This is a genomic window from Streptomyces sp. BYX5S (assembly GCF_054724165.1).
Genome location: NZ_CM138829.1, coordinates 6,477,489 through 6,498,155 on the forward strand (window position 1 = coordinate 6,477,489; position 20,667 = coordinate 6,498,155).

The 20,667-nt window shown below is 71.6% G+C and carries 16 protein-coding genes; 2 read left to right on the forward strand and 14 right to left on the reverse strand.

All coding sequences use genetic code 11. From position 1 onward, the window contains the following. Positions 1-120: 120 nt before the first annotated feature. The 11 genes from ACYBSK_RS29115 to ACYBSK_RS29165 all read right to left on the reverse strand — a co-directional run bounded on the left by ACYBSK_RS29115 (position 121) and on the right by ACYBSK_RS29165 (position 13,066). On the reverse strand, positions 121-894 hold the full coding sequence (locus ACYBSK_RS29115) for an ABC transporter ATP-binding protein (protein WP_460243908.1): 774 nt from the start codon (positions 892-894) through the stop codon (positions 121-123). Further along, positions 891-1,697: an ATP-binding cassette domain-containing protein gene (locus ACYBSK_RS29120; protein WP_460243910.1), complete on the reverse strand. Its 807-nt coding sequence runs from the start codon at positions 1,695-1,697 to the stop codon at positions 891-893. Before ACYBSK_RS29120 ends, ACYBSK_RS29115 begins: the two co-directional genes overlap by 4 nt. Continuing rightward, positions 1,694-2,521 carry an ABC transporter permease gene (locus ACYBSK_RS29125; RefSeq protein WP_460243911.1) on the reverse strand — a complete coding sequence of 276 codons (828 nt, stop codon included), beginning with the start codon at positions 2,519-2,521 and terminating at the stop codon, positions 1,694-1,696. Before ACYBSK_RS29125 ends, ACYBSK_RS29120 begins: the two co-directional genes overlap by 4 nt. Beyond that, positions 2,518-3,486 carry an ABC transporter permease gene (locus ACYBSK_RS29130; RefSeq protein WP_457480229.1) on the reverse strand — a complete coding sequence of 323 codons (969 nt, stop codon included), beginning with the start codon at positions 3,484-3,486 and terminating at the stop codon, positions 2,518-2,520. The genes ACYBSK_RS29125 and ACYBSK_RS29130 overlap by 4 nt, the downstream gene beginning before the upstream one ends. 10 nt (positions 3,487-3,496) lie before the next feature. After that, positions 3,497-5,017, reverse strand: coding sequence for an ABC transporter substrate-binding protein (locus ACYBSK_RS29135; RefSeq protein ID WP_460243912.1), 1,521 nt, complete (start codon positions 5,015-5,017; stop codon positions 3,497-3,499). A gap of 37 nt (positions 5,018-5,054) precedes the next feature. Further along, positions 5,055-5,765, reverse strand: coding sequence for a DUF1684 domain-containing protein (locus tag ACYBSK_RS29140; protein ID WP_460243913.1), 711 nt, complete (start codon positions 5,763-5,765; stop codon positions 5,055-5,057). Between the two features lie 131 nt (positions 5,766-5,896). Continuing rightward, complete coding sequence (locus ACYBSK_RS29145) at positions 5,897-6,745, reverse strand: GNAT family N-acetyltransferase (protein ID WP_457480232.1); 849 nt, start codon at positions 6,743-6,745, stop codon at positions 5,897-5,899. Between the two features lie 384 nt (positions 6,746-7,129). After that, positions 7,130-8,287 carry a flavodoxin-dependent (E)-4-hydroxy-3-methylbut-2-enyl-diphosphate synthase gene (ispG, locus tag ACYBSK_RS29150; RefSeq protein WP_457480233.1) on the reverse strand — a complete coding sequence of 386 codons (1,158 nt, stop codon included), beginning with the start codon at positions 8,285-8,287 and terminating at the stop codon, positions 7,130-7,132. Positions 8,288-8,482: 195 nt separating this feature from the next. Beyond that, complete coding sequence (locus tag ACYBSK_RS29155; protein ID WP_457480234.1) at positions 8,483-9,784, reverse strand: M50 family metallopeptidase; 1,302 nt, start codon at positions 9,782-9,784, stop codon at positions 8,483-8,485. Next, complete coding sequence (dxr, locus tag ACYBSK_RS29160; RefSeq protein ID WP_460243914.1) at positions 9,781-11,052, reverse strand: 1-deoxy-D-xylulose-5-phosphate reductoisomerase; 1,272 nt, start codon at positions 11,050-11,052, stop codon at positions 9,781-9,783. The genes ACYBSK_RS29155 and dxr overlap by 4 nt, the downstream gene beginning before the upstream one ends. A gap of 64 nt (positions 11,053-11,116) precedes the next feature. Continuing rightward, positions 11,117-13,066: an acyl-CoA dehydrogenase family protein gene (locus ACYBSK_RS29165; protein WP_460243915.1), complete on the reverse strand. Its 1,950-nt coding sequence runs from the start codon at positions 13,064-13,066 to the stop codon at positions 11,117-11,119. Positions 13,067-13,342: 276 nt separating this feature from the next. Between ACYBSK_RS29165 and ACYBSK_RS29170 the strand changes: the two genes are divergently transcribed. Together ACYBSK_RS29170 and ACYBSK_RS29175 are read left to right on the forward strand one after the other, a co-directional pair. Next, on the forward strand, positions 13,343-13,744 hold the full coding sequence (locus tag ACYBSK_RS29170; RefSeq protein WP_460243916.1) for a hypothetical protein: 402 nt from the start codon (positions 13,343-13,345) through the stop codon (positions 13,742-13,744). Between the two features lie 227 nt (positions 13,745-13,971). Then, positions 13,972-14,277, forward strand: a complete 306-nt coding sequence (locus ACYBSK_RS29175) for a hypothetical protein (protein WP_460243918.1) — start codon at positions 13,972-13,974, stop codon at positions 14,275-14,277. Positions 14,278-14,397: 120 nt separating this feature from the next. Here ACYBSK_RS29175 and ACYBSK_RS29180 read toward each other — a convergent pair whose 3' ends face one another. The 3 genes from ACYBSK_RS29180 to ACYBSK_RS29190 all read right to left on the reverse strand — a co-directional run bounded on the left by ACYBSK_RS29180 (position 14,398) and on the right by ACYBSK_RS29190 (position 20,380). Continuing rightward, positions 14,398-15,840, reverse strand: coding sequence for an aldehyde dehydrogenase family protein (locus tag ACYBSK_RS29180; RefSeq protein ID WP_457480237.1), 1,443 nt, complete (start codon positions 15,838-15,840; stop codon positions 14,398-14,400). Positions 15,841-16,120: 280 nt separating this feature from the next. Then, positions 16,121-17,788, reverse strand: coding sequence for a PucR family transcriptional regulator (locus ACYBSK_RS29185; RefSeq protein ID WP_457480238.1), 1,668 nt, complete (start codon positions 17,786-17,788; stop codon positions 16,121-16,123). A 228-nt stretch (positions 17,789-18,016) separates the two neighbouring features. Continuing rightward, positions 18,017-20,380 carry an ATP/GTP-binding protein gene (locus ACYBSK_RS29190; protein WP_460243919.1) on the reverse strand — a complete coding sequence of 788 codons (2,364 nt, stop codon included), beginning with the start codon at positions 20,378-20,380 and terminating at the stop codon, positions 18,017-18,019. Positions 20,381-20,667 lie beyond the last annotated feature (287 nt).

Here is a 20,667-nt window from a genome sequence, read left to right on the forward strand (position 1 = left end):
GGTACCTCGGTCGACCGAGCGCTGTACGGGCAGCCGTGGTCGCGGCCACGGGGCTCCGCCCCGGACCCCGCTGCTCAATCGCCGCAGGGGCTCTATGGACCGGGGCGGAGCCCCGTAGCGTCAACCACCGTGCGGCAGCCTCGGGACGCTCGACAGCAGGCGGCGCGTGTATGCGTGGTCTGGCGCGCCCAGGACCGACGGTGTGGGCCCGGACTCCACCACCCGCCCCCGCTCCAGCACGGCCGTGCGCTCGCACAGCGCCGCCACCACCGACAGGTCGTGGGAGACCATCACGATCGTGAGCCCCGCCGTCTCCTTCAGCTCGGCCAGCAGGTCGACCACCTTCACCCGGGTCGTGACGTCGAGCGCGGAGACCGGTTCGTCGGCGAGGAGGACCCGCGGGTCGCAGACCGTGGCGCGCGCGATGGCGATGCGCTGGCGCTGCCCGCCGGAGAACTCGTGCGGGTACCGCTCCCCCGCGTCGGCCGGCAGCCCCACCCGTTCGAGGGCGTGCGCGACCTTCCGGTCCGCCTCCTCCCCCGTCGCGACGCCGAGCGACCGCAGCGGCTCGGCCACGATCCGCCGCACCCGCTGCCGCGGGTCGAGCGAGGCGTACGGGTCCTGGAAGACGCACTGCACGCTCCGCCGGAACGCCTTCATCCGCGCCCGGTCGCGCGGCCGCAGCTCGTCGCCGTCGAAGCGGACCGTCCCGGAGGTGGGCCGGGCGAGGCCGAGCAGCATGCGCAGGAGGGTCGTCTTGCCTGCGCCCGACTCACCGACGAGCGCGAGGCTCTGCCCGGTCTCGACCGCCACCGACACGTCCGTGACGACGGGCGCCGCGGCGCCCCGGTACGCGTACGAGACCTTGTCCAGTTCCAGCACAGGAGCGCTCATCGCACGCCTCCCAGGTCGAGCGCGGACTCCAGTTGCCGCGCGCTGTCCACCAGCGCCTTCGTGTACGCCTCTCGCGGGGCCCGGACGACGTCGGCCACCGCGCCGGACTCGACCGCGCGCCCGTCCTTCATCACCAGGACGCGGTCCGTCACCTTCGAGACCACCGCGAGGTCGTGGCTGACGAACAGGACCGCCATGCCGCGTTCGCGTACGAGTCCGTCGATCAGGTCGAGCATTTCGGCCTGCACGGTGACGTCGAGCGCCGTCGTCGGCTCGTCCGCGACGAGCAGCGCCGGGTCGCAGGCGAGCGCCATGGCGAGGGCCACGCGCTGGCGCTGGCCGCCGGAGACCTCGTGCGGGAAGGCGCGGGCGATCCGGGCCGGGTCGGGGAGGCGTACCTGTTCCAGCAGGTCCGTCACCGCCGACCGCAGTGCCGCGCCCTTCAGCCCCTGCCGCCTGCGCAGCGGTTCCGCGATCTGCTTGCCCACCCGCATCAGCGGGTCGAGCGCGGTGAGCGGCTCCTGGAAGACGACGGCCGCGCTGCGGCCGCGTACGCCCACGAGGGTCTTCTCGCTCGCGCCGACGATCTGCGTACCGTCCAGCGTGACGCTGCCGGTCGCCGTCATGCCCGCGGGCAGCAGCCCGAGGGCCGCCAGCGTCGTCAGGGACTTGCCGGAGCCCGACTCGCCGATGAGGCCGAGGCGTTCGCCGCGCGCGACCTCGAAGCGGAGGCCGGACACCAGCTCGCGCCCGTCTCCCGTACGGATCGTGAGTCCCTCTACGGAAAGCAACGGTTCGCTCATGCCGCCACCCGCTCCTTGCGTGCCGTCGGGTCGAGGACGTCGCGCAGCCCGTCCGCGATCAGGTTGACCCCGATGACCAGCAGCACGAGCAGCATGCCCGGCGCGAGCGCCCCCGCGGGCGCCGTCGTGAACGTCGCCTGCGCCTCCTGGAGCATCCGGCCCCACGAGGCGTTGGGCGGTGGTGCGCCGAGGCCGAGGTAGGACAGGCCCGCCTCCGCGAGGACGGCGAGGCCGAACTGGAGGGCCAGGTTCACCGCGAGGGTCGGCCAGATGTTGGGCAGGACGTGCCCGGCCACGACGCGCGGCCAGCTCGTGCCCGACGTGCGGGACGCCGTGATGTAGTCCTGCGCGAGGACCCGCTTGACGAGGATCCGGGTGAGCCGGGCCACGACCGCGCTCTGCGCGAGGCCGATGGCCAGGATCGCCGAGCCGAGCGTCGCCGACCGCGCCGCGACGATCAGCATCGCGAGCAGCAGCGTCGGGAACGCGATGAGGATGTCGAGCAGCGCCGAGAGGGTGTCGTCGAACCAGCCCTGCGCGAACGCCGCGAGGAGCCCCAGGGTGACACCGAGCAGCGCCGCCACCGCGACCGAGCCGAGCCCGGCCTGGAGCGCGATCCGCGAGCCCGTCATGAGCTGCGTGAACAGGTCACGGCCGAGCTTGTCGGTGCCGAGCAGGTGCCCGCCGCCGGGCCCGGCGAGCCGGCCGCCGGACGTGTCGTCGCTGTCGTACGGCAGCCAGAACAGGGAGACGAGCGCGAGCAGGACGACGAGTCCGGCGAAGACGCCGCCCGTCCACAGGGTGACCGATGATCTGCGCTTCATCGCACACCGCCTCCCGAGAGCCGTCCGCGCAGGCGCGGGTCCACGAGCCGCTGCACGAGGTCCGCGAGGAACCCGATGATCAGCACCCCGAACGTCGACACGAACAGCACGCCCTGGATCACCGGGTAGTCGTGCTGCGCGATCCCCGTGGCGAGCATGGAGCCGAGCCCCGGCAGCGCGAACACGGACTCGACGACGACCGCGCCGAGCAGGGTCGAGGCGAGTTCGATGCCGAGGATCGAGATGACCGGCACGGACGCGTTGCGCAGCCCGTGCCGCCACATCGCCCGCCGGAACGACGAGCCGAGGGCCCGCGCGGTGCGCAGGTACTCGCTGTCGAGGACGTCGAGCGTGGCGGAGCGTACGTAGCGGATGAGGGACGCGGACATGACGAGCGCCACCGTGACCACCGGCAGTACCAGTGACTGCACGGCGGGACCGGGGGTGTCCCAGCCGTCCTGCGGGAAGCCGCCGGACGGCAGCCAGCCCGCGTTCAGCGCGAAGACCGCGATGAGGATCATGCCGAGCCAGAACACCGGGACGGCGATGCCGAGTTGGGAGACGCCGCTGAGCAGCGCCCCGTACCAGGTGTTCTTCTTGTACGCGGCCACGAACCCGGCCGGGACCGCGAGGAGCACGGCGAGCACGAACGCCGACAGCGTCAGCGGCACCGTGACGTTCAGGCGCTGCGACACCTCGGGGCCGACCGGCAGCGACGACACGAAGGACGTGCCGAGGTCACCGCTCACCAGCTGGCCGATCCAGTGCGTGAACTGCTCGGGCAGCGGCTTGTCGGAGCCGATGGAGTGCCGGGCCGCGGCGATCTGCTCCGGCGAGGCGCCCACCGAGGTGAGCGCGTTCGCCGGGTCGCCGGGCAGCATCCGGAGCAGCACGAACAGCACGACGGACGCGAGGACGAGGGAGACCAGCAGGAACACCAGTCTCCGCAGGAGGTAGCGGGTCATGTCCCCTGGCTCAGCTGCTCTTCTTGATGTCGTACGCGAAGAACTGCGAGTTCAGGCCGTTGAGCGGGTAGCCCGACAGCTTGGTGTTCGCGACGACGATCTGCGGATACAGGTAGAGCCAGTCGCTGGCCGCGTCCTCGGCGGTCTTGCGGTTGACCTTCTTCAGCAGTTCGGTCTGCTCGGCCGTGGTCGACGCCTGCTCGGCCTTCTCGACCCAGTCCTGGACCTGCTTGTCGTCGTAGCCCCAGTAGAAGTCGGGGTTGCCGTACCAGACGAGGTCGCGGTCGTTGACGTGCTCCTGGAGCGTGGCCGTGAAGTCGTGGTTCTTGTAGACCTTCGTGTACCACTCGTCCGGCGTGATCGTGTTGATCTTTACGGTGATGCCGACCTTGGCGAGCTGCGACTTGATGAAGGTCGCGGCGGTGGGGTGCGGGTCGTAGTTCGGGGTGTCGAGCGTGAAGCTGAACCCCTTGCCGTAACCCGCCTCCTTCAGCAGCCTCTTGGCCTTGCTGACGTCGTGCGCGTTGACGTCCGTCAGGTCCTCGTACCAGGGGTCGGTGGGCGGCACCATCGACCCGATCTCCTTGCCGTAGCCGCCCCAGACGGATTCGAGGAGCTTCTTGTCGTCGATGGCGGCGGAGACGGCCCGGCGCACCTTGACGTCCGTGAACGGCTTCGCCTTGTCGTTGAAGGCGAGGAGCAGCTTGGTGGTCGAGTCGCCGTCGTTGACCTTGTAGTTCTGGTTCGACGTGAACTGGTCGAGGGCGTCGGGCGACTGCTCGCTGGTGACGACGTCGACCGCGTTGGTCTGGAGCGCGTTGTTGAGGGCGGTCGCGTCCTTGTAGTAGTGGAAGACGACCTGCTTGTTCTTGGCCGCGTCGCCCCAGTAGCCGCCGAACCGGTCGAGGCTGAGGGCGGAGCCGCGGGTCCACTTCCTCAGCTGGTACGGGCCGGTGCCGTCCTCGCTGGTCTTCAGGCTCTTGGCGTCGGAGTTGATGATCCAGACGTAGGAGAGGTTGTAGATGAAGGAGATCGACTTCTTCGACAGCGTGACCTTGACGGTCTTCGCGTCGGGGGTGGCGACGTCCTTGATGACCTCCAGGTTCGCCTTCCGCGCGGACTGCGAGTCCTTCGCGATCACCTTCTCCAGGCTGTACTTGACGTCCTCACTGGTCAGCTTCTTGCCGCTGTGGAACGTCACGCCGTCGCGGAGGGTGAAGGTGTAGGTGAGGCCGTCACCGCTGACCTTGTGGTCCTCGGCGAGGAGCTTCTCGACCTTGCCCTGGTCGGTGAGCCTGAACAGGCCCTCGTAGACGTTGCCGTTGAGGGCCTCGGTGACGCCCTGGCCGCCGCCCGCGGTGTTGTCGAGGTTCTGCGGCTCGTAGAGGGAGCCGATGTTGACCGTGGCGTTCCTGTCGTACGCGCCGCCGCCGGACGTCGAGCCGGAGCCGGAGCCGCCGCAGGCGGCGAGCGTGACGGCGAGGGCGACGGTGAGCGTGCCGACGGACAGGGATCTCTTGGAGATGCGCATGAGGGGGCCTTACGAGGAGGAGTGCGGGTGGAGTCGATCAGTGAGCGGTGCCGGCGAAGCCGTCGCGGAGGACCGGGAGCTTCTCGCCCGCCTCGACGGGCAGGTGGAGCCGGTTCTGCCGCGGCGGCATCGGACAGTTGTACTGATCGGAGAAGCCGCACGGGGGTACGAAGGCCCGGTTGAAGTCGAGGCGGACGCGGCCCTCGCCGGTGTGCTCGACGAAGAGGAAGCGCCCGGCGCCGTAGGTCGAGTCGCCGTTGGTCGGGTCGCCGAAGACGAGCAGCAGCGTGCCGTCGTCGTCGAACGCGGAGAGCGTGTAGTCGGTGCCGTCGACGGTCAGGGCGATGTCGCCGGGGACGACCTTCTCGCGGGTGCCGCCGTTGTCCCGCAGGTGCTCGAAGGCGACCGTGCGGGCGCCCTCGACGGGCGTGTACGTGGCGTCCAGGACCCAGGACGGGTCGTACGGGAAGACGTCGATGCGGTCGAAGGCCCGGACGGCCGGGGATTCGGCGTCCCAGAAGCGCAGGCCGTGCTCGGGGGCGCCGGTGACCATGTCGGTGCGTTCGAGGCTCGTCACCGTGACGGTGTCGGGCTGTCCCTCGCGGGCGGCGTCGAGGTCGGGGGTCTCGCCGGCGGGGAGCCAGCGGGTCTCGACGAGGGCGAGGTTTCCGGTGGCAGCGGTGACGGAGCGGTGCCGGTCGGCACGCCATTCCTGCCAGGCGGCTGTGCCGGAACCGGGAGCAGACATCGTGAGGCACCTACAGTCAGTGAAGCTTGAACCAAAGCAACACCTTTATGGTCCATAAGACACACTAATGTCAATGTGCGCCAAAGAGTTGAGACGGGCACCACACGACGAAACGGGAGAAACGTGCCGTATCAGAACAGCACGCTCATGAACGCCCCGACTTCCTCGAAGCCCACGCGCCGGTACGCGGCGCGGGCCGGGGTGTTGAAGTCGTTGACGTAGAGGCTGACCACGGGGGCGACGTCGGCGAGGGCGTAGCGCAGGACCGCCGCCATGCCGGGGGCAGCGAGGCCGCGGCCGCGGTACTCGGGGGCCACCCACACGCCCTGGATCTGGCAGGCCTGCTCGGTCGCGGCGCCGATCTCCGCCTTGAAGACGACCTTGCCGTGCTCGTCGAGGCGGGCGAAGGAGCGGCCGGAACCGACCAGTTCGGCCACCCGCGCCTGGTAGAGCAGGCCGCCGTCACCGGCGAGCGGGGAGACGCCGACCTCCTCGGTGAACATGGCCACGCACGCCGGCATGATCGTGTCCATCTCGTCCTTGCGGATGCGGCGGACGTACGGGTCCGGGGCGATGTCGGCGGGCATCCGGTCGGTCACCATCAGCGGCTGGTGGGAGCGGACCTCGCGGGCCGGGCCCCAGCCCGGTTCGAGCAGCTGCCACAGGCGGGCGGTGGGCTCCGCCGGGCCGACGATGGAGGAGCAGCGGCGGCCGGCCCTGCGGGCGCGGTCGGCGAAGCCGCGGATCGCGCGGTCGGTGGCGCAGATCGGTACGAGGTTGGCGCCCGCGTAGCACAGGGAGGCCAGCATGCCGTCCTCGTACCAGCCCCACATCTCGCCGCCCAGCCGCCACGGGTCGAGGCCCGCGACACGGACGCGGGCCGTGACGAAGGCGTTGGCGACGGGCTCGCGGTCGAGGACGGCGAGCGCGGCGTCGAGGTCACTCGGTTCGAGGACCCGAGTGGTGGTCTGAGTCAACACGTGCGGAAGGGCCTCACCGGATGGGCTACTGATCTCCGCACTGTACCTGGCGCTCCGCGGGTGTGACGGGTCGACGTTTCGGCCCCCTTCCGCCGGGGCCCCCGCGCGGGTCCTCTCGCGTCGGCGGCTTCCGGCCGCGCCGCGGGTCTGCGCAGTTCCCCGCGCCCCTGAAAGGCGCACTGCGTGCGCCCCCAGGGGCGCGGGGAACTGCGCGAACGGGACCAACAACGAAACCGGTGGTCGCCGACGCGGAGGGGGCACGGACCGGACGCCGGCGGATCAGGGGCGCGGGGAACTGCGCAGACCGGACCACGGCGGGACCGCAGGGCGCCGAACGGAAAGGCCCGCCCACCCGGAGGGTGCGCGGGCCTGAAAGCGGCGGGGTCAGCCCGCGACGGACACCGACGGCTCGCCGGAGGCGACCCCGTCCTTCTCCATCTGCTCCGCGATCTTCATCGCCTCGTCGATCAGCGTCTCGACGATCTTCGACTCGGGCACCGTCTTGATGACCTCGCCCTTGACGAAGATCTGCCCCTTGCCGTTGCCGGAGGCGACGCCGAGGTCGGCCTCGCGGGCCTCGCCCGGACCGTTGACGACGCAGCCCATGACGGCCACCCGCAGCGGGACCTCCATGCCGTCGAGGCCGGCGGTGACCTCCTCGGCGAGCTTGTAGACGTCGACCTGGGCGCGGCCGCAGGAGGGGCAGGAGACGATCTCCAGGCGCCGCGGCTTGAGGCCGAGGGACTCCAGGATCTGGTTGCCGACCTTGATCTCCTCGACCGGCGGGGCGCTCAGGGACACCCGGATCGTGTCGCCGATGCCCTCGGAGAGCAGCGCCCCGAAGGCGACCGCCGACTTGATCGTGCCCTGGAAGGCCGGACCGGCCTCCGTGACACCGAGGTGCAGCGGGTAGTCGCACTGCGCGGCGAGCTGCCGGTACGCGTTGACCATGATCACGGGGTCGTTGTGCTTCACCGAGATCTTGATGTCGCGGAAGCCGTGCTCCTCGAAGAGGCCCGCCTCCCAGAGCGCCGACTCGGCGAGCGCCTCGGGGGTCGCCTTGCCGTACTTCTGGAGCAGCCGCCTGTCGAGGGAGCCCGCGTTCACGCCGATCCGGATCGGCGTCCCGTGGTCGTTCGCCGCCTGGGCGATCTCCTTGACCTTGTCGTCGAACTGCTTGATGTTGCCCGGGTTGACCCGGACCGCGGCGCAGCCCGCCTCGATGGCCGCGAAGACGTACTTCGGCTGGAAGTGGATGTCCGCGATGACCGGGATCTGCGACTTCTTGGCGATGACGGGCAGCGCGTCGGCGTCGTCCTGCGTGGGGCAGGCCACGCGCACGATCTGGCAGCCGGAGGCCGTCAGCTCGGCGATCTGCTGGAGCGTGGCGCCGATGTCGGACGTACGCGTCGTCGTCATCGACTGCACGGACACCGGGGCGTCCCCGCCGACCGCCACCGTGCCGACCTGGATCTGCCGGCTCTTGCGCCGCTCGGCGAGCTTGGTCGGTACGGACGGAATGCCGAGAGAAATCGCAGTCATCTGCTGTGCAACCCCAAGGATGTGGATCGAGTCCAGAGGCTTCCGAGATTACGTCACCGGCGCGTGCCCGAGCACATCGCGCCCCTTCAATCCCCCACAAAGAGGGACCGCCCGGCACCGATGGTGCCGGGCGGTCCGAAACACCTTCCGAACGACTGGCGAACAGGCCCCGAACGGCTTCTGACCAGGGATCGGTCAGCTGATCTTGACCGGATTCACCACGTCCGCGATCAGGACGAGGATCGTGAAACAGACGAAGACGCCCGCCACCACGTACGCCACCGGCATGAGCTTCGCCACGTCGAACGGGCCCGGGTCGGGGCGGCGGAACACCTTGGCCAGGTTGCGGCGCAGCGACTCCCACAGCGCGCCCGCGATGTGGCCGCCGTCGAGGGGCAGCAGCGGGAGCATGTTGAACAGGAAGAGCGACAGGTTGAAGCCCGCGACCAGCATCAACGCCATCGCGAGCTGCTGCGTCGGCGGGATGTCCAGGGTGAAGATCTCGCCGCCGACACGGGCCGCGCCGACCACGCCCATCGGCGAGTCCTGCTCGCGCGGGCCGTCGCCGAAGGCGGCGTCCCACAGGGCGGGGATCTTGGCGGGCAGCGCGATGATGGAGTCCACCGCGTCGCCGACCCGGTCGGTCATCCAGGTGACGGAGTCGCCGAAGTCCTGGCGCACGACGCCGGTCGCGGCGGTGAAGCCGAGGAAGCCCGCGTTGACGTAGCCCTCGGTGATCTGGCCCCGGGAGTCCTTCTTCGGCACCTGGTTCGTGGCGATCTTCGCGGTCAGCGTCTGCTGCTGCCCGTCTCGCTCGACGACGATCGGGACCGTCTTGCCCGCGCTCTCGCGGATCTCGTCGGACAGCGCGTTCCACTCGTCCGTGGCGACCCCGTTGAAGGACACGATCTTGTCCTTCGGCTGGAGGCCCGCCGCCTTCGCCGGGGACTCCGGGTCGGAGGCCTTGCAGGTGTCGCGGTCGGCGCTGGCCTGGATGACGCAGGACGAGACGGACGAGACGACGTTCGTCTGCTGGGTGACGCCGAAGCCCATCAGGACCGTGAGGAAGAGCCCGATCGCGAGGACCAGGTTCATGAAGGGTCCGGCGAACATGACGATGACGCGCTTCCACGGCTTGCGCGTGTAGAAGAGGCGGGTCTCGTCGCCGGGCTTCAGCTCCTCGAAGGCCGCGGCCCGCGCGTCCTCCACCATGGAGCGGAACGGGGAGGTCGAGCGGGACTCGATCCTGCCGTCGGCGCCGGGCGGGAACATGCCGATCATGCGGATGTAGCCGCCGAGCGGGATGGCCTTGACGCCGTACTCGGTCTCGCCCTTGTGCCGCGACCAGATGGTGGGGCCGAAGCCGACCATGTACTGGGGGACGCGGATGCCGAAGAGCTTCGCCGTCGACAGGTGGCCCAGCTCGTGCCAGGCGATGGAGAAGAGCAGGCCCACCGCGAAGATGACTATGCCGAGGATCATCATCAAGGTCGTCATGCACGAGCCTCCGCGGCTGCCTTGTCCGTTGTCTTCGTCAGTTCACGGGCCCGAGCGCGTGCCCAGGTCTCCGCTTCGAGGACGTCCGCGACGGTGAGCGAAGTTCCCGTTTCGGGTGTGCCGTGTTCCTCCACGACCTTCGTCACGGTTTCCATGATCCCGAGATACGGCAGGGCGCCGCTCAGGAACGCGTCGACGCACTCCTCGTTGGCGGCATTGAACACCGCCGGGGCCGTCCCCGCGAGCTCCCCCACGTGTCGGGCGAGCCCCACGGCCGGAAACGCCTCGTTGTCGAGGGGGAAGAACTCCCAGCTGGAGGCCTTCGTCCAGTCGAAGGCGGGCGCCGCGTCGGGGACCCGCTCGGGCCAGCCGATGCCGAGGGCGATGGGTCCGCGCATGTCGGGCGGGGTGGCCTGGGCGAGCGTGGAACCGTCGGTGAACTCGACCATGGAGTGCACGTAGGACTGCGGGTGCACGACGACCTCGATGCGGTCGAACGGGATGTCGTACAGCAGATGTGCCTCGATGACCTCAAGCCCTTTGTTGACGAGGGTCGAGGAGTTGATCGTGATGACCGGGCCCATCGCCCAGGTCGGGTGCGCGAGGGCGTCGTCGACGGTGACCTGTTGGAGATCCGCCTTCGTCCGCCCGCGGAAGGGGCCGCCGGAGGCGGTGACGACGAGTCTGCGGACGTCGGCGCGGGTGCCGGCGGCGAGGGCCTGGAAGAGCGCGGCGTGCTCGGAGTCGACCGGGATGATCTGGCCGGGCTTGGCGATCCGCTTGACGAGGGGGCCGCCGACGATGAGCGATTCCTTGTTGGCGAGCGCGAGGGTGCGGCCCGCTTCGAGGGCGGCGAGCGTCGGCGCGAGGCCGATGGAGCCGGTGATGCCGTTGAGCACGGTGTGGCAGTCGCCGCGTCCGGCGATCTCGGTCGCGGCCTCGGGCCCCGCGAGGATCTCGGGCAACGGCTCCCCCGCCCCGTACTGCGCGGCGAGCGCCTCGCGCAGCGCGGGCACGGCGTCCTCGCGGGCGACGGCGACGGTGCGGACGCGCAGCTGCCGGGCCTGCTCCGCGAGGAGTTCGACGCGGCCGCCCGCGGCGCTGAGCGCGGTGACGCGGAACCGGTCGGGATTGCGCAGCACGAGGTCGACGGCCTGGGTGCCGATGGATCCCGTGGAGCCGAGGACGACGACGTCGCGAGGGGCGTCGGCCGGGGCCGGGTCGAAGACGAGGTGCGGGTCCGCGAGGGGGGATGGGCTGTCGCTCATCCCCCCATTCTTGCGTGACTTCCCTGTGTGCCCGACACGGGATGGCACAGGACCTGCTGGTGGTTCAGCGGATCGGCCGGTGGACGTTCTTCCGTTTGCTGGGTCCCGGGGTGGCGTCGACGATCCAGGGGCCGTCGCCGCTGGGGTCGACGATGCCCTGCTCCAGCCAGGTGTACGTGCCTGCGATGACGCCCTTGACGACCTTGTGGTCGAGGTCGTCGGTGTTGGTCCACAGGCGGCCGAAGAGTTCGTCGACGCGGATCCGGGCCTGGCGGCAGAAGGCGTCGGCGAGCTGGTAGGCCTCCCGGCCGTACGGTTCGGTGGTGCGCAGGAGTTCGGCGCGTACGCAGACGGCGCTCATGGCGAAGAGTTCGGCGCCGATGTCGACGATGCGGCCGAGGAAGCCCTGTTTCGTCTCCATGCGGCCCTGCCAGCGGGACATCGCGTAGAAGGTGGAGCGGGCGAGCTTGCGGGAGGAGCGTTCGACGTAGCGCAGGTGCGTTCCGAGGTCCGGGTGCCCCTTGGGGTGGAACTCCGCGTAGGTGCGCGGGAGTTGACCGGGGCCCGCGACCAGCTTGGGGAGCCACTTGGCGTAGAAGCCGCCCGCCTTGGCGCCCGCCTTCGCCTTGTCCTGGAGCGACTTCTCCGGGTCGATCAGGTCGCCGGCCACCGACAGGTGCGCGTCGACGGCCTCGCGTGCGATCAGCAGGTGCATGATCTCGGTCGAGCCCTCGAAGATGCGGTTGATGCGCAGGTCGCGCAGGACCTGTTCGGCGGGGACGGCGCGTTCGCCGCGGGCGGCGAGGGACTCGGCGGTCTCGAAGCCGCGGCCGCCGCGGATCTGGACGAGTTCGTCGGCCATGAGGCAGGCCATCTCGGAGCCGTACAGCTTGGCGAGGGCGGCTTCGATGCGGATGTCGTTGCGGTCCTCGTCGGCCATCTGCGACGAGAGGTCGAGCACGGCTTCGAGGGCGAAGGACGTCGCCGCGATGAAGCTGATCTTCGCGCCGACGGCTTCGTGGAACGCGACCTGCCTGCCCCACTGTTCGCGCTCCGCCGACCACTCGCGGGCGATCTTGAGGCACCACTTCCCGGCGCCGACGCACATGGCGGGGAGGGAGAGCCGGCCGGTGTTGAGGGTGGTGAGCGCGATCTTGAGCCCGGCGCCCTCGCGGCCGATGCGGTGGGCGGCCGGGACGCGGACGCGGTGGAAGCGGGTGACGCCGTTCTCCAGGCCGCGCAGGCCCATGAAGGCGTTGCGGTTCTCGACGGTGACGCCCTCGGCGGCCGCCTCGACGACGAACGCGGTGATACCGCCCCGGTGGCCTTCCGACCGGGGTACGCGGGCCATGACGACGAGCAGGTCGGCGACGACGCCGTTCGTGGTCCACAGCTTCACGCCGTCGAGGACGTAGTCGTCGCCGTCGGGCACGGCGGTGGTGGCGAGGCGGGCCGGGTCGGAGCCGACGTCGGGCTCGGTGAGCAGGAAGGCGGTGATGTCGGTGCGGGCGCAGCGCGGCAGGAACGTGTCCTTCTGCTCCTGCGTGCCGAAGATCTTCAACGGCTGGGGCACGCCGATGGACTGATGCGCCGACAGGAGCGCGCCGATGGCGGGCGAGGCCGAACCGACCAGGGCGAGGGCCTTGTTGTAGTAGACCTGCGTGAGCCCCAGGCCGCCGTACTTGGTGTCGATCTTCATGCCGAGCGCGCCGAGCTCCTTGAGCCCGTTGAGCGTCTCGTCGGGGATCCGTGCCTCGCGCTCGATGCGGGCCGAGTCGATCTTCGTCTCGCAGAAGTCGCGCAGCTTCGCGAGGAACTCCTCGCCGCGCTGCGCGTCCTCGTCGGCGGGCATCGGGTGCGGGTGGATGAGGTCGAGCCGGAACCGGCCGAGGAACAGTTCCTTGGCGAAGCTGGGCTTGCGCCAGTCCTGTTCGCGGGCGGCCTCGGCGACCTGGCGGGCCTCCTTCTCGGAGACCTTCGCCCGGTGCTGGGGTGCGGGGGATGTTGCGGACATGAGGTTCACCTCGCCGCGTGTCGGGTCCACCGCCCGGCTGGTTACCGACCGGTGCTACTGGATCGTATGTACCCGACAGCGGGCATGTCGGCCAGACCTCGCGCACGGGTTCCGGCGGACTTCCCGCCGCCGCGCATTCCTGTTCGGGGCATCGACGACACGGAATGGCGGAATGGACTGAATGCATGAATGGCGATGACATTCACCGTGAATTCAGCATTCGACGGAGCGGCCCCTGCAAAATGCAGCCGTCACCCCCTCTGAATTGGAGCATTCATGATCCGTAAGGTTCTGGCCGGCGCCGCCCTCGCGACCGCCGCCACCGCTGCCACCGTGAGCACCGCCGGAATGGCCGCCGCCACCACGGGCGGTCCCGAGGCCGAGAACTTGACGACGAGCGCGCACGACATGAACCAGGCCGCGCGCGTCGCCTACGGCGAGACGGTGAGCGGCACGGGCAACGGGTCCTCCGAGTTCGCCACCGACAACGGCGACGTCGCCATCGCCGGCGACACCGGCGGTGTCGCCAACTCCTACGGCGCCCCGTTCGCCAACGTCGACCTGCGCTGCGCCGTCCCCGCGGCCCAGGGCGTCGGCGGCAACGTGCTCGGCGGCCCGGTCGCCGCGTGCGACAACGCGCCGGTCGACCAGTTCGACGCCCCCGAGCGCATCATCTGACCCTCCGCCAGGAGGCGGTTCCACGCACCGCACTCAAGAGCTGCGCCCTCTTTCGGCCGTGTCCCCTCCTTGCACGGCCGCGGGAGGGCACCCCTTTTCCCCGTCCCGCTTTTCTCCATTCGCGTGAATAGACTGCCTATTGCGTTCAATGGCGGAACGGAAATGGCGTAAGAAATGAGACGGCCGCACCTGCGGCCGCCTTTTCCTCCCCTCAATTGGAGCAGAGAATGATCCGGAGAATCGTGACCGGTGCCGCGCTCGCCGCCGCGGCCGCGGCCTCGGCCGTCGGCGGTGCGGGTACGGCCGCGGCCGACGGTGGCGCCCAGGAGTTCGCCGGCCGCAACGGGGACGTGGCCATCGGCGGCGACACGGGCGGCCTCCTCAACAGCTACGGCGCCCCGTTCGTCAACGTCGACCTGCGGTGCGCCGTCCCCGCGCCCGAGGGCGTCGGCGGCAACGTGCTCGGCGGCCCGGTGGCGGCGTGCGACAACGCGCCGGTCGACCAGTTCGACGCCCCCGAGCGCATCGTCTGACCCTTCGTACGCCGCGACGCGACGCGGAACGAGCGACGGCCCGAACCCCCGCACAGTGGGTTCGGGCCGTCGTGTGTCCGGCACGCGGATCAGGCGCGCGCCGGTGTCTGTGGACGCGTACTACAGGGCGAGGCCCGTCAGGACGAGGACGCGCTCGTACGTGTAGTCGTCCATGGCGAACTTGACGCCCTCGCGGCCGACGCCGGACTGCTTGGCGCCGCCGTACGGCATCTGGTCGGCGCGGTAGGACGGGGCGTCGCCGATGACCACGCCGCCGACCTCGAGGGCGCGGTGGGCGCGGAACGCGGTCTGGAGGTCGTGCGTGAACACGCCCGCCTGGAGGCCGTACTTGGAGTCGTTGACGGCGGCGAAGGCCGCGGTCTCGCCGTCCACCTTCGTGACCGTGAGGACCGGTCCGAAGACCTCCTCGCGGGCGATCGTGACGTCGGCCGGGACGTCGGCGAGGACGGTCGGCGCGTAGGTCGCGCCGTCACGCTTGCCGCCGGCGAGGAGGGACGCACCCGCCTGCACCGCCTCGTCGACCCACGACTCGACGCGCTTGGCGGCGTCCTCGCTGACCAGCGGGCCCACGTCGGTGGCGTCGTCCGCGGGGTCGCCGGTGACCTGCGCGTCGACGGCCGCGACGATCTTCGGCAGGAGCCGGTCGTAGACGGCGGCGTCGGCGATGACGCGCTGCACCGAGATGCAGGACTGGCCGCCCTGGTAGTTGGAGAAGGTCGCGATACGGGTCGCGGCCCAGTCCAGGTCCGCCTCGGAGGCGTAGTCGGCGAGGACGACGGCCGCGCCGTTGCCGCCGAGCTCCAGGGTGCAGTGCTTGCGCGGGACGCTGTCCATGATCGCGTAGCCGACGGGGCCGGAACCCGTGAAGGAGATGACCGGGAGGCGCTCGTCCTGGACGAGGGCGGGCATGCGGTCGTTCGGGACCGTGAGGACGGACCAGGAACCGGCCGGGAGGTCCGTCTCCGCGAGCAGCTCGCCGAGGATCAGCGAGGAGATCGGGGTGGCCGGGGCGGGCTTGAGGATGATGGGCGCGCCCACCGCGATGGCCGGGGCGACCTTGTGGGCGCTCAGGTTCAGCGGGAAGTTGAACGGGGCGATGCCGAGGACGACGCCCTTCGGGATGCGGCGGGTGATCGCCATGCGGCCGGTGCCGCCCGCGTCGGTGTCGAGGCGCTGGGCCTCACCGCTGTTCCAGCGGCGGGCCTCCTCGGCGGAGAAGCGGAACACGGAGACGGCGCGGCCGACCTCGCCGCGGGCCCACTTGATCGGCTTGCCGTTCTCGGCGGAGATCAGCTGGGCGATCTCCTCGGTGCGCTCGATCAGGCGGTCGGCGACGTGGTTCAGGGCCTTGGCCCGTACGTGGGCGGGGGTCGCGGCGAACTCGTCGACCACCGCGTGGGCGGCGGCGACGGCCTCTTCCACCTGGGCCTCGGTGGGCTCGGAGACGGTGCCGACGAGGCGGCCGTCGTAGGAGTTGTGGACGTCGAACGTCGTGTCACCGGTGGCCTGGCGGCCGGCGAGCCAGAAGGCGTGGGTGGTCATGGGGCGTGTACCGGCCTCTCCGTGGGTGTTGCGGTGGGTGTGACCACGGTAGGGCGGGGCGGGCGGCGGCGGTTTGGCCAACGTGTACGGTTCGGCGCCCCCACGTGGCCGTTTTGGCGCACCACCCCGTGGTTGCACCCTCGGGGCTCCGCCCCGGACCCCGCTGCTCAATCGCCGCAGGGGCTTGGTTCAGCGCGGAACCAGTCGGCGCAAGGTGCCCAATTACAGCCCCTCCGGCGTTTGAGGAGCGGGGTCCGGGGCGGAGCCCCGGAAGTGGGGGTCACGTGCCGGTTGCCTTCAGGGCGAGCCACAGCTCCATGCGGACGTCCGGGTCGTCGAGGGAGCGGCCGAGGATCTCCTCGACCCGCCGCATCCGGTAGCGGAGCGTGTGGCGATGCACCCCGAGATCCGCCGCCGCCGCATCCCACTGCCCGTGCCGCGACAACCACGCCCGCAACGACCGCACCAGGTCCCCCCGCCCCGTCGCATCGTGGTCGCGCAGCGCACGCAGCAGACCGTCCGCGAACGCCCGCACCGCGTCGTCGCCCAGGAGGGGCAGCACGGACCCCGCCGCGACGTCCTCGTGCTCGACGAGGACCCGGCCGCGCCGGCGTGCGACGGAGAGCGCCTGTTCGGCCTGCTTGTACGCGGACACCGCCGCGATCGGCCCGGCCGGCGCCGAGAAGCCGACGACCAGTTCGTCCTCCGACGAGGAGGAGCTCTCACCGCGCGTCGACTCCAGCGCCTCCGCGTACTGCAGGCACGCCTCCGCCGCCGCCCCGCCGTCGACGGCGAGCAGCACGAGGCGGTGGTTGTCGGGGACGACGAGCAGCGCCTCTCCGGAGCGGGCCGCCGCCGACTCCACCACGTCCGCGAGGACGGCCAGCGGCCCCGCCCCCGGCCCCCCGGCCCCGGTCACCGCCTCCGCGAGCAGCGCCGCCGTCCCGGTCGGCCCCGGCCCGGCCGACGCGGCCCCGGTCTGCGCCGCCACCCCGCTCGGCGGCGGCGCGACCGCGTCCGCGATGACCATGCGGAACGGCGCGTCGAGGAGCGCCCCGTAGAGGTCGCCGGCGACGGCCCGCGCGTGGTCCGGCTCCCCCGCGAGCAGCATCCGCAGCACCGCCGCACCGATCCGCTGCTCGGCCGCGTACAGCGCGCGGGAGCGTTCGGTGGTGAGGGTGAGGAGGGCGATCGCCGAGTGCAGGGCGTAGCGCTCGGCCGTGCCGAGGGTGGTCTCCGTGCCGACGGCGAGGGCCGCGCGGGGGCGCCGGCCGGTGCCGATGGAGTGCAGTTCGACGCGGTCGTCGGAGCCGCTCTCGACGACCGCGCTGGCGGGCGCGGGACGCTCCCGCAGCCGCTCGACGTCGGCGGTGAGGCGGGCGGCGCGGCGGCCCGCCCAGTCCGGGGCGGTGGCGACGACGGCGCCGGACGCGTCGTACAGCGCGGCCCACCCGTCGACCTGCCCGGCGAGCACCGCGAGGACGCCTTCGGGGCCGCCGTTCAACGCCTGCTTGGTGAGTTCGCGCTGCGCGGCGAAGCCGGAGGTGACGGCCTTGTACTGTTCGGCGGCGATGGCGGCGGAGACGGCCTTGCTGATGGCGATGAACGGCGTGCGCGGCGGCACCGCGAGCAGCGGCAGGCCCTCGTCCTTCGCCGCCTTCACGAGGGCTTCCGGTACGTCGTCGTAGTTGACGCCGACGGCGAAGCCGAGGCCGACGACCCCCGCCTCCACGAGCCGCTTCACGTAGCGCCGCATCGCCTCGGCGTCCTCCGCGTCCAGCTTGAGCGCGGTCATGAGGAGGAGTTCGCCGCCGTCCATGTACGGGACCGGGTCGGCGAGTTCGCTCACGTGCGCCCAGCGGACCGGGGTGTCCAGATGCTGCTCGCCCGCCCGCACGACGAGCTTGAGCGCCGAGTGGTGGACGAGCGAGGCGAGCGTGGGCGGCATGGGCCAGGCCTTCGGTGAGGAGGGCGTACAGGGAGCGGTGGCGGGGCGGGGCGTACGGGCGATCCGGGTCGGGGAGGGCCGGAGCTCGCGACTCCGGACCTCGTGGATCTTGTGAAGCTTTTAGCCGGTCCGTATGAACGACCAGTGTCGATTCTGCCTCACCGTACGTACCGCTGGGGCCACACCCCCTGGAACCTCAGGGAACCTTCAGGCGCTCGCGGGCCGCTTTCAGCCCCGCAGGTCCACGAGCAGCGGCGGAGCGTGTTCACCGCGCACGGTGGTGAGCGAGAGCACCGCGTGGCCCGGCGGCACCGCGTGCGCCAGGTCGGAGGCGGACCAGCGCTCGCGCTCGACCTTGCGGACGGTCACGGCGTCGGTGGTGACGGCCTTCCCGGTGACCATCTGGCGCATCTTGTACAGCGCGCGGGTCACCGGTGCCTGCGCGTACACCGCGTGCTGCGCGACCTCCTCGGTCTCCACCCATTCGGTGCCCCACGCCTCGGCGAAGCGCCGGCCGTCCCAGGTGGTGACGCCGGAGAACGCCATGCGGCAGCCCACCGCCGCGTACAGCGGGCCCTGGAGCGGTTCGGCGACCTCGCCGATGGTGCGCAGGCCGAGCACGACGCCCGCGTGCGCGGACCGCAGCCGCTGGATGCCGCGGACGGTCTCGGCGGTCACGGTGCGCGCCGCGTCGTCGAGGACCAGGCACGCGAAGTGGGAGCGCTGCCCCCGGGCCCGTACGACGGTGGTGAACTGGGCGAGGAGCAGGCGGGCGAGGAGCCGGGACGCCTCCTCGTGGCCCTGTTCGGGCAGGTCGACGCGGACCCGCAGGGGGTGGTGGGCGAGGGCGCGCACCGAGAACGGGCGGGTGGCGGCCGGGTCGAAGAAGCCGGAGAAGACCGGGCGGTCGAGGAGCGCGAGGCGGTCGGCGAGCATCGGGCCGGGGTCGTTGGCGGTGCCCAGCTGGCGGCGCCGGGCGTCGAGTTCGCGGCGCATCGCGGAGTCCGCGAGGAGCCGTCCCTTGAGGTCGGCGAGGGCCTCCGGCTCGCCCTCCAGGAGTTCGCGCAGCACCGGCACCGCGGGGAACGCGCCGTGCGCCTCGCGGTAGGGGCCGAGGAGCTGGGCGAGCGCGGTGGCGGCGCGCCGGGTGTCCACCGTGTCCAGGTCGCCGACCAGGCCGTCGGCGAGGAAGGCGGCGGCCTCGTCGGGGTCGGTGGCGTCCGCGTACAGGTCGAGGTCGTGCACCGACGTCCGGTCGCCGGGCCTGACCACGACGTCGTAGGCGTCGTCGGAGCCGAGCGGGGTGCCCGCCGCGCAGACCGCGAGGACGGCGCTCTGGCCGGTGAGCGCCTGGAGGGCGAGGGATTCGACGACAGGGCGGACGACCTTGGCGGTCTTGCCCGCGCCGGACGGGCCGACGGCCAGCAGCGAGGTGCCGAGGAGGCCGGGGTCGAGGGCGACGCCCGCGCCGCGCAGCGCGTACGGATTGCGCTCGTCGGGCGCGAAGGACCCGATCCGCACCTGTCCGACGAGCAGGTCGTGGGCGGCGGCGCGGGCGGGCAGGTCGCGCTGGCCCGAGGGATGCGTCCAGGCGGCGGCGCCCTGCTTGAGGACGGTCGCGGCGAAGGCCGCGGGGTCGGCGCCGGTCCGCCAGGCGTGGGTGACGCGCGCGCAGTCGACGTCGTTCATGCGGCCGCTCGCCACCTCGGCGGCGAGCACGTCGGCGGCCTGGTCCTGGCCGGCCTCGCGCAGCTGTGCCCAACTCGCGCGCGCGGGTGGCGCGGCGGGGCGGGGCGGCGCCTTGCGGGCCTTCTTGCGGCGCGCGGACCAGACGTCGAGCCAGCCACCCAGCCGGGCGAACGGCCACAGGACCGCCGCGGTGATCAGGGCGTACAGCAGATACACGAGGACCGGCACCTCGAAGAAGCCGTAGCCGCCGGTGACGAGGACGACGAGGGAGAGGACCGGGTCGGCGACCGGCAGCGGCCGCCAGTCCAGGCCCAGCGCGTCCGGCCATACGAAGATCAGCGCGGCCACCGCGGCGACCGAGGCGATGACGGCGCGGGCCGGCTGCGGACGCCGCACGACGAAGTGCCGGATGCCCTCGCCCCAGGCGCCGAACCGGCCCACGAGGAAGACGAGCAGCGCGAAGGCCACGCCTTCGTAGACGACGAGCGCGTCGTATCCCTTGCGGTCGCGCCACGTGGTCGTGCCCGGCCACCACCAGTCGTCCGGCGTGAAGATCTTGAGCGGGGCCCACTGGTACGGCAGTGTGCCGCGCCGCCACAGGCTCCACAGGAAGACGCCGACCAGGAACGACACCGCCATCCACACGAGCAGCTTGCGCCCGATCGCGGACGTGTCGCGCTCGGGGGGCCGGGGCACGTACTCGTACCGCCAGATTCCCGGCTGGACCTTCGGGCGCCGCGCGGCGAGCCACTCGGCCACCGAGCCGCGGGCCGGGGCGGGTGCCTGCCGGGGCTTCGGCGGGGCGGTCGGACGCGGCGGCCGCGCGGGCCGGGGGACGGCCGCCGCCTGCCGCTCACCACCGCCCGCGCCCTGCGTCTCCTGCATGCCGCCGTCGCTGTCCATGACGTAGCCCCCTGCTCTGCCGGACCGGCCCGAGCTGCCGGTCCGTCCGTGCCGTGTGCGTCGATCGGGCCTCAATCTAATGCCCGTACCAGGGGAGTTCACCGATTACGCGCCCCAGGGAAGGGCAACGGTCCGGCGCGGGTCCCCGGTGCGGGCGGCGAGCGCGCCGGATCCCCACCTGTCCAAGACGGACAACACCTGTCCCCGACCCTGCCCGGATGGAGCATGACCGGCTCGCCATCCCGCCCCTAACCTGCGAGAAACCCCCGAAAACAGCCGCGGCGGCA

Bases quoted from the DNA above. Each gene is read 5' to 3' on its own strand.
- ACYBSK_RS29115 (WP_460243908.1), bottom strand. From the start codon at position 894: ATGAGCGCTCCTGTGCTGGAACTGGACAAGGTCTCGTACGCGTACCGG.
- ACYBSK_RS29120 (WP_460243910.1), bottom strand. From the start codon at position 1,697: ATGAGCGAACCGTTGCTTTCCGTAGAGGGACTCACGATCCGTACGGGA.
- ACYBSK_RS29125 (WP_460243911.1), bottom strand. From the start codon at position 2,521: ATGAAGCGCAGATCATCGGTCACCCTGTGGACGGGCGGCGTCTTCGCC.
- ACYBSK_RS29130 (WP_457480229.1), bottom strand. From the start codon at position 3,486: ATGACCCGCTACCTCCTGCGGAGACTGGTGTTCCTGCTGGTCTCCCTC.
- ACYBSK_RS29135 (WP_460243912.1), bottom strand. From the start codon at position 5,017: ATGCGCATCTCCAAGAGATCCCTGTCCGTCGGCACGCTCACCGTCGCC.
- ACYBSK_RS29140 (WP_460243913.1), bottom strand. From the start codon at position 5,765: ATGTCTGCTCCCGGTTCCGGCACAGCCGCCTGGCAGGAATGGCGTGCC.
- ispG (WP_457480233.1), bottom strand. From the start codon at position 8,287: ATGACTGCGATTTCTCTCGGCATTCCGTCCGTACCGACCAAGCTCGCC.
- ACYBSK_RS29155 (WP_457480234.1), bottom strand. From the start codon at position 9,784: ATGACGACCTTGATGATGATCCTCGGCATAGTCATCTTCGCGGTGGGC.
- dxr (WP_460243914.1), bottom strand. From the start codon at position 11,052: ATGAGCGACAGCCCATCCCCCCTCGCGGACCCGCACCTCGTCTTCGAC.
- ACYBSK_RS29165 (WP_460243915.1), bottom strand. From the start codon at position 13,066: ATGTCCGCAACATCCCCCGCACCCCAGCACCGGGCGAAGGTCTCCGAG.
- ACYBSK_RS29170 (WP_460243916.1), top strand. From the start codon at position 13,343: ATGATCCGTAAGGTTCTGGCCGGCGCCGCCCTCGCGACCGCCGCCACC.
- ACYBSK_RS29175 (WP_460243918.1), top strand. From the start codon at position 13,972: ATGATCCGGAGAATCGTGACCGGTGCCGCGCTCGCCGCCGCGGCCGCG.
- ACYBSK_RS29180 (WP_457480237.1), bottom strand. From the start codon at position 15,840: ATGACCACCCACGCCTTCTGGCTCGCCGGCCGCCAGGCCACCGGTGAC.
- ACYBSK_RS29185 (WP_457480238.1), bottom strand. From the start codon at position 17,788: ATGCCGCCCACGCTCGCCTCGCTCGTCCACCACTCGGCGCTCAAGCTC.
- ACYBSK_RS29190 (WP_460243919.1), bottom strand. From the start codon at position 20,380: ATGGACAGCGACGGCGGCATGCAGGAGACGCAGGGCGCGGGCGGTGGT.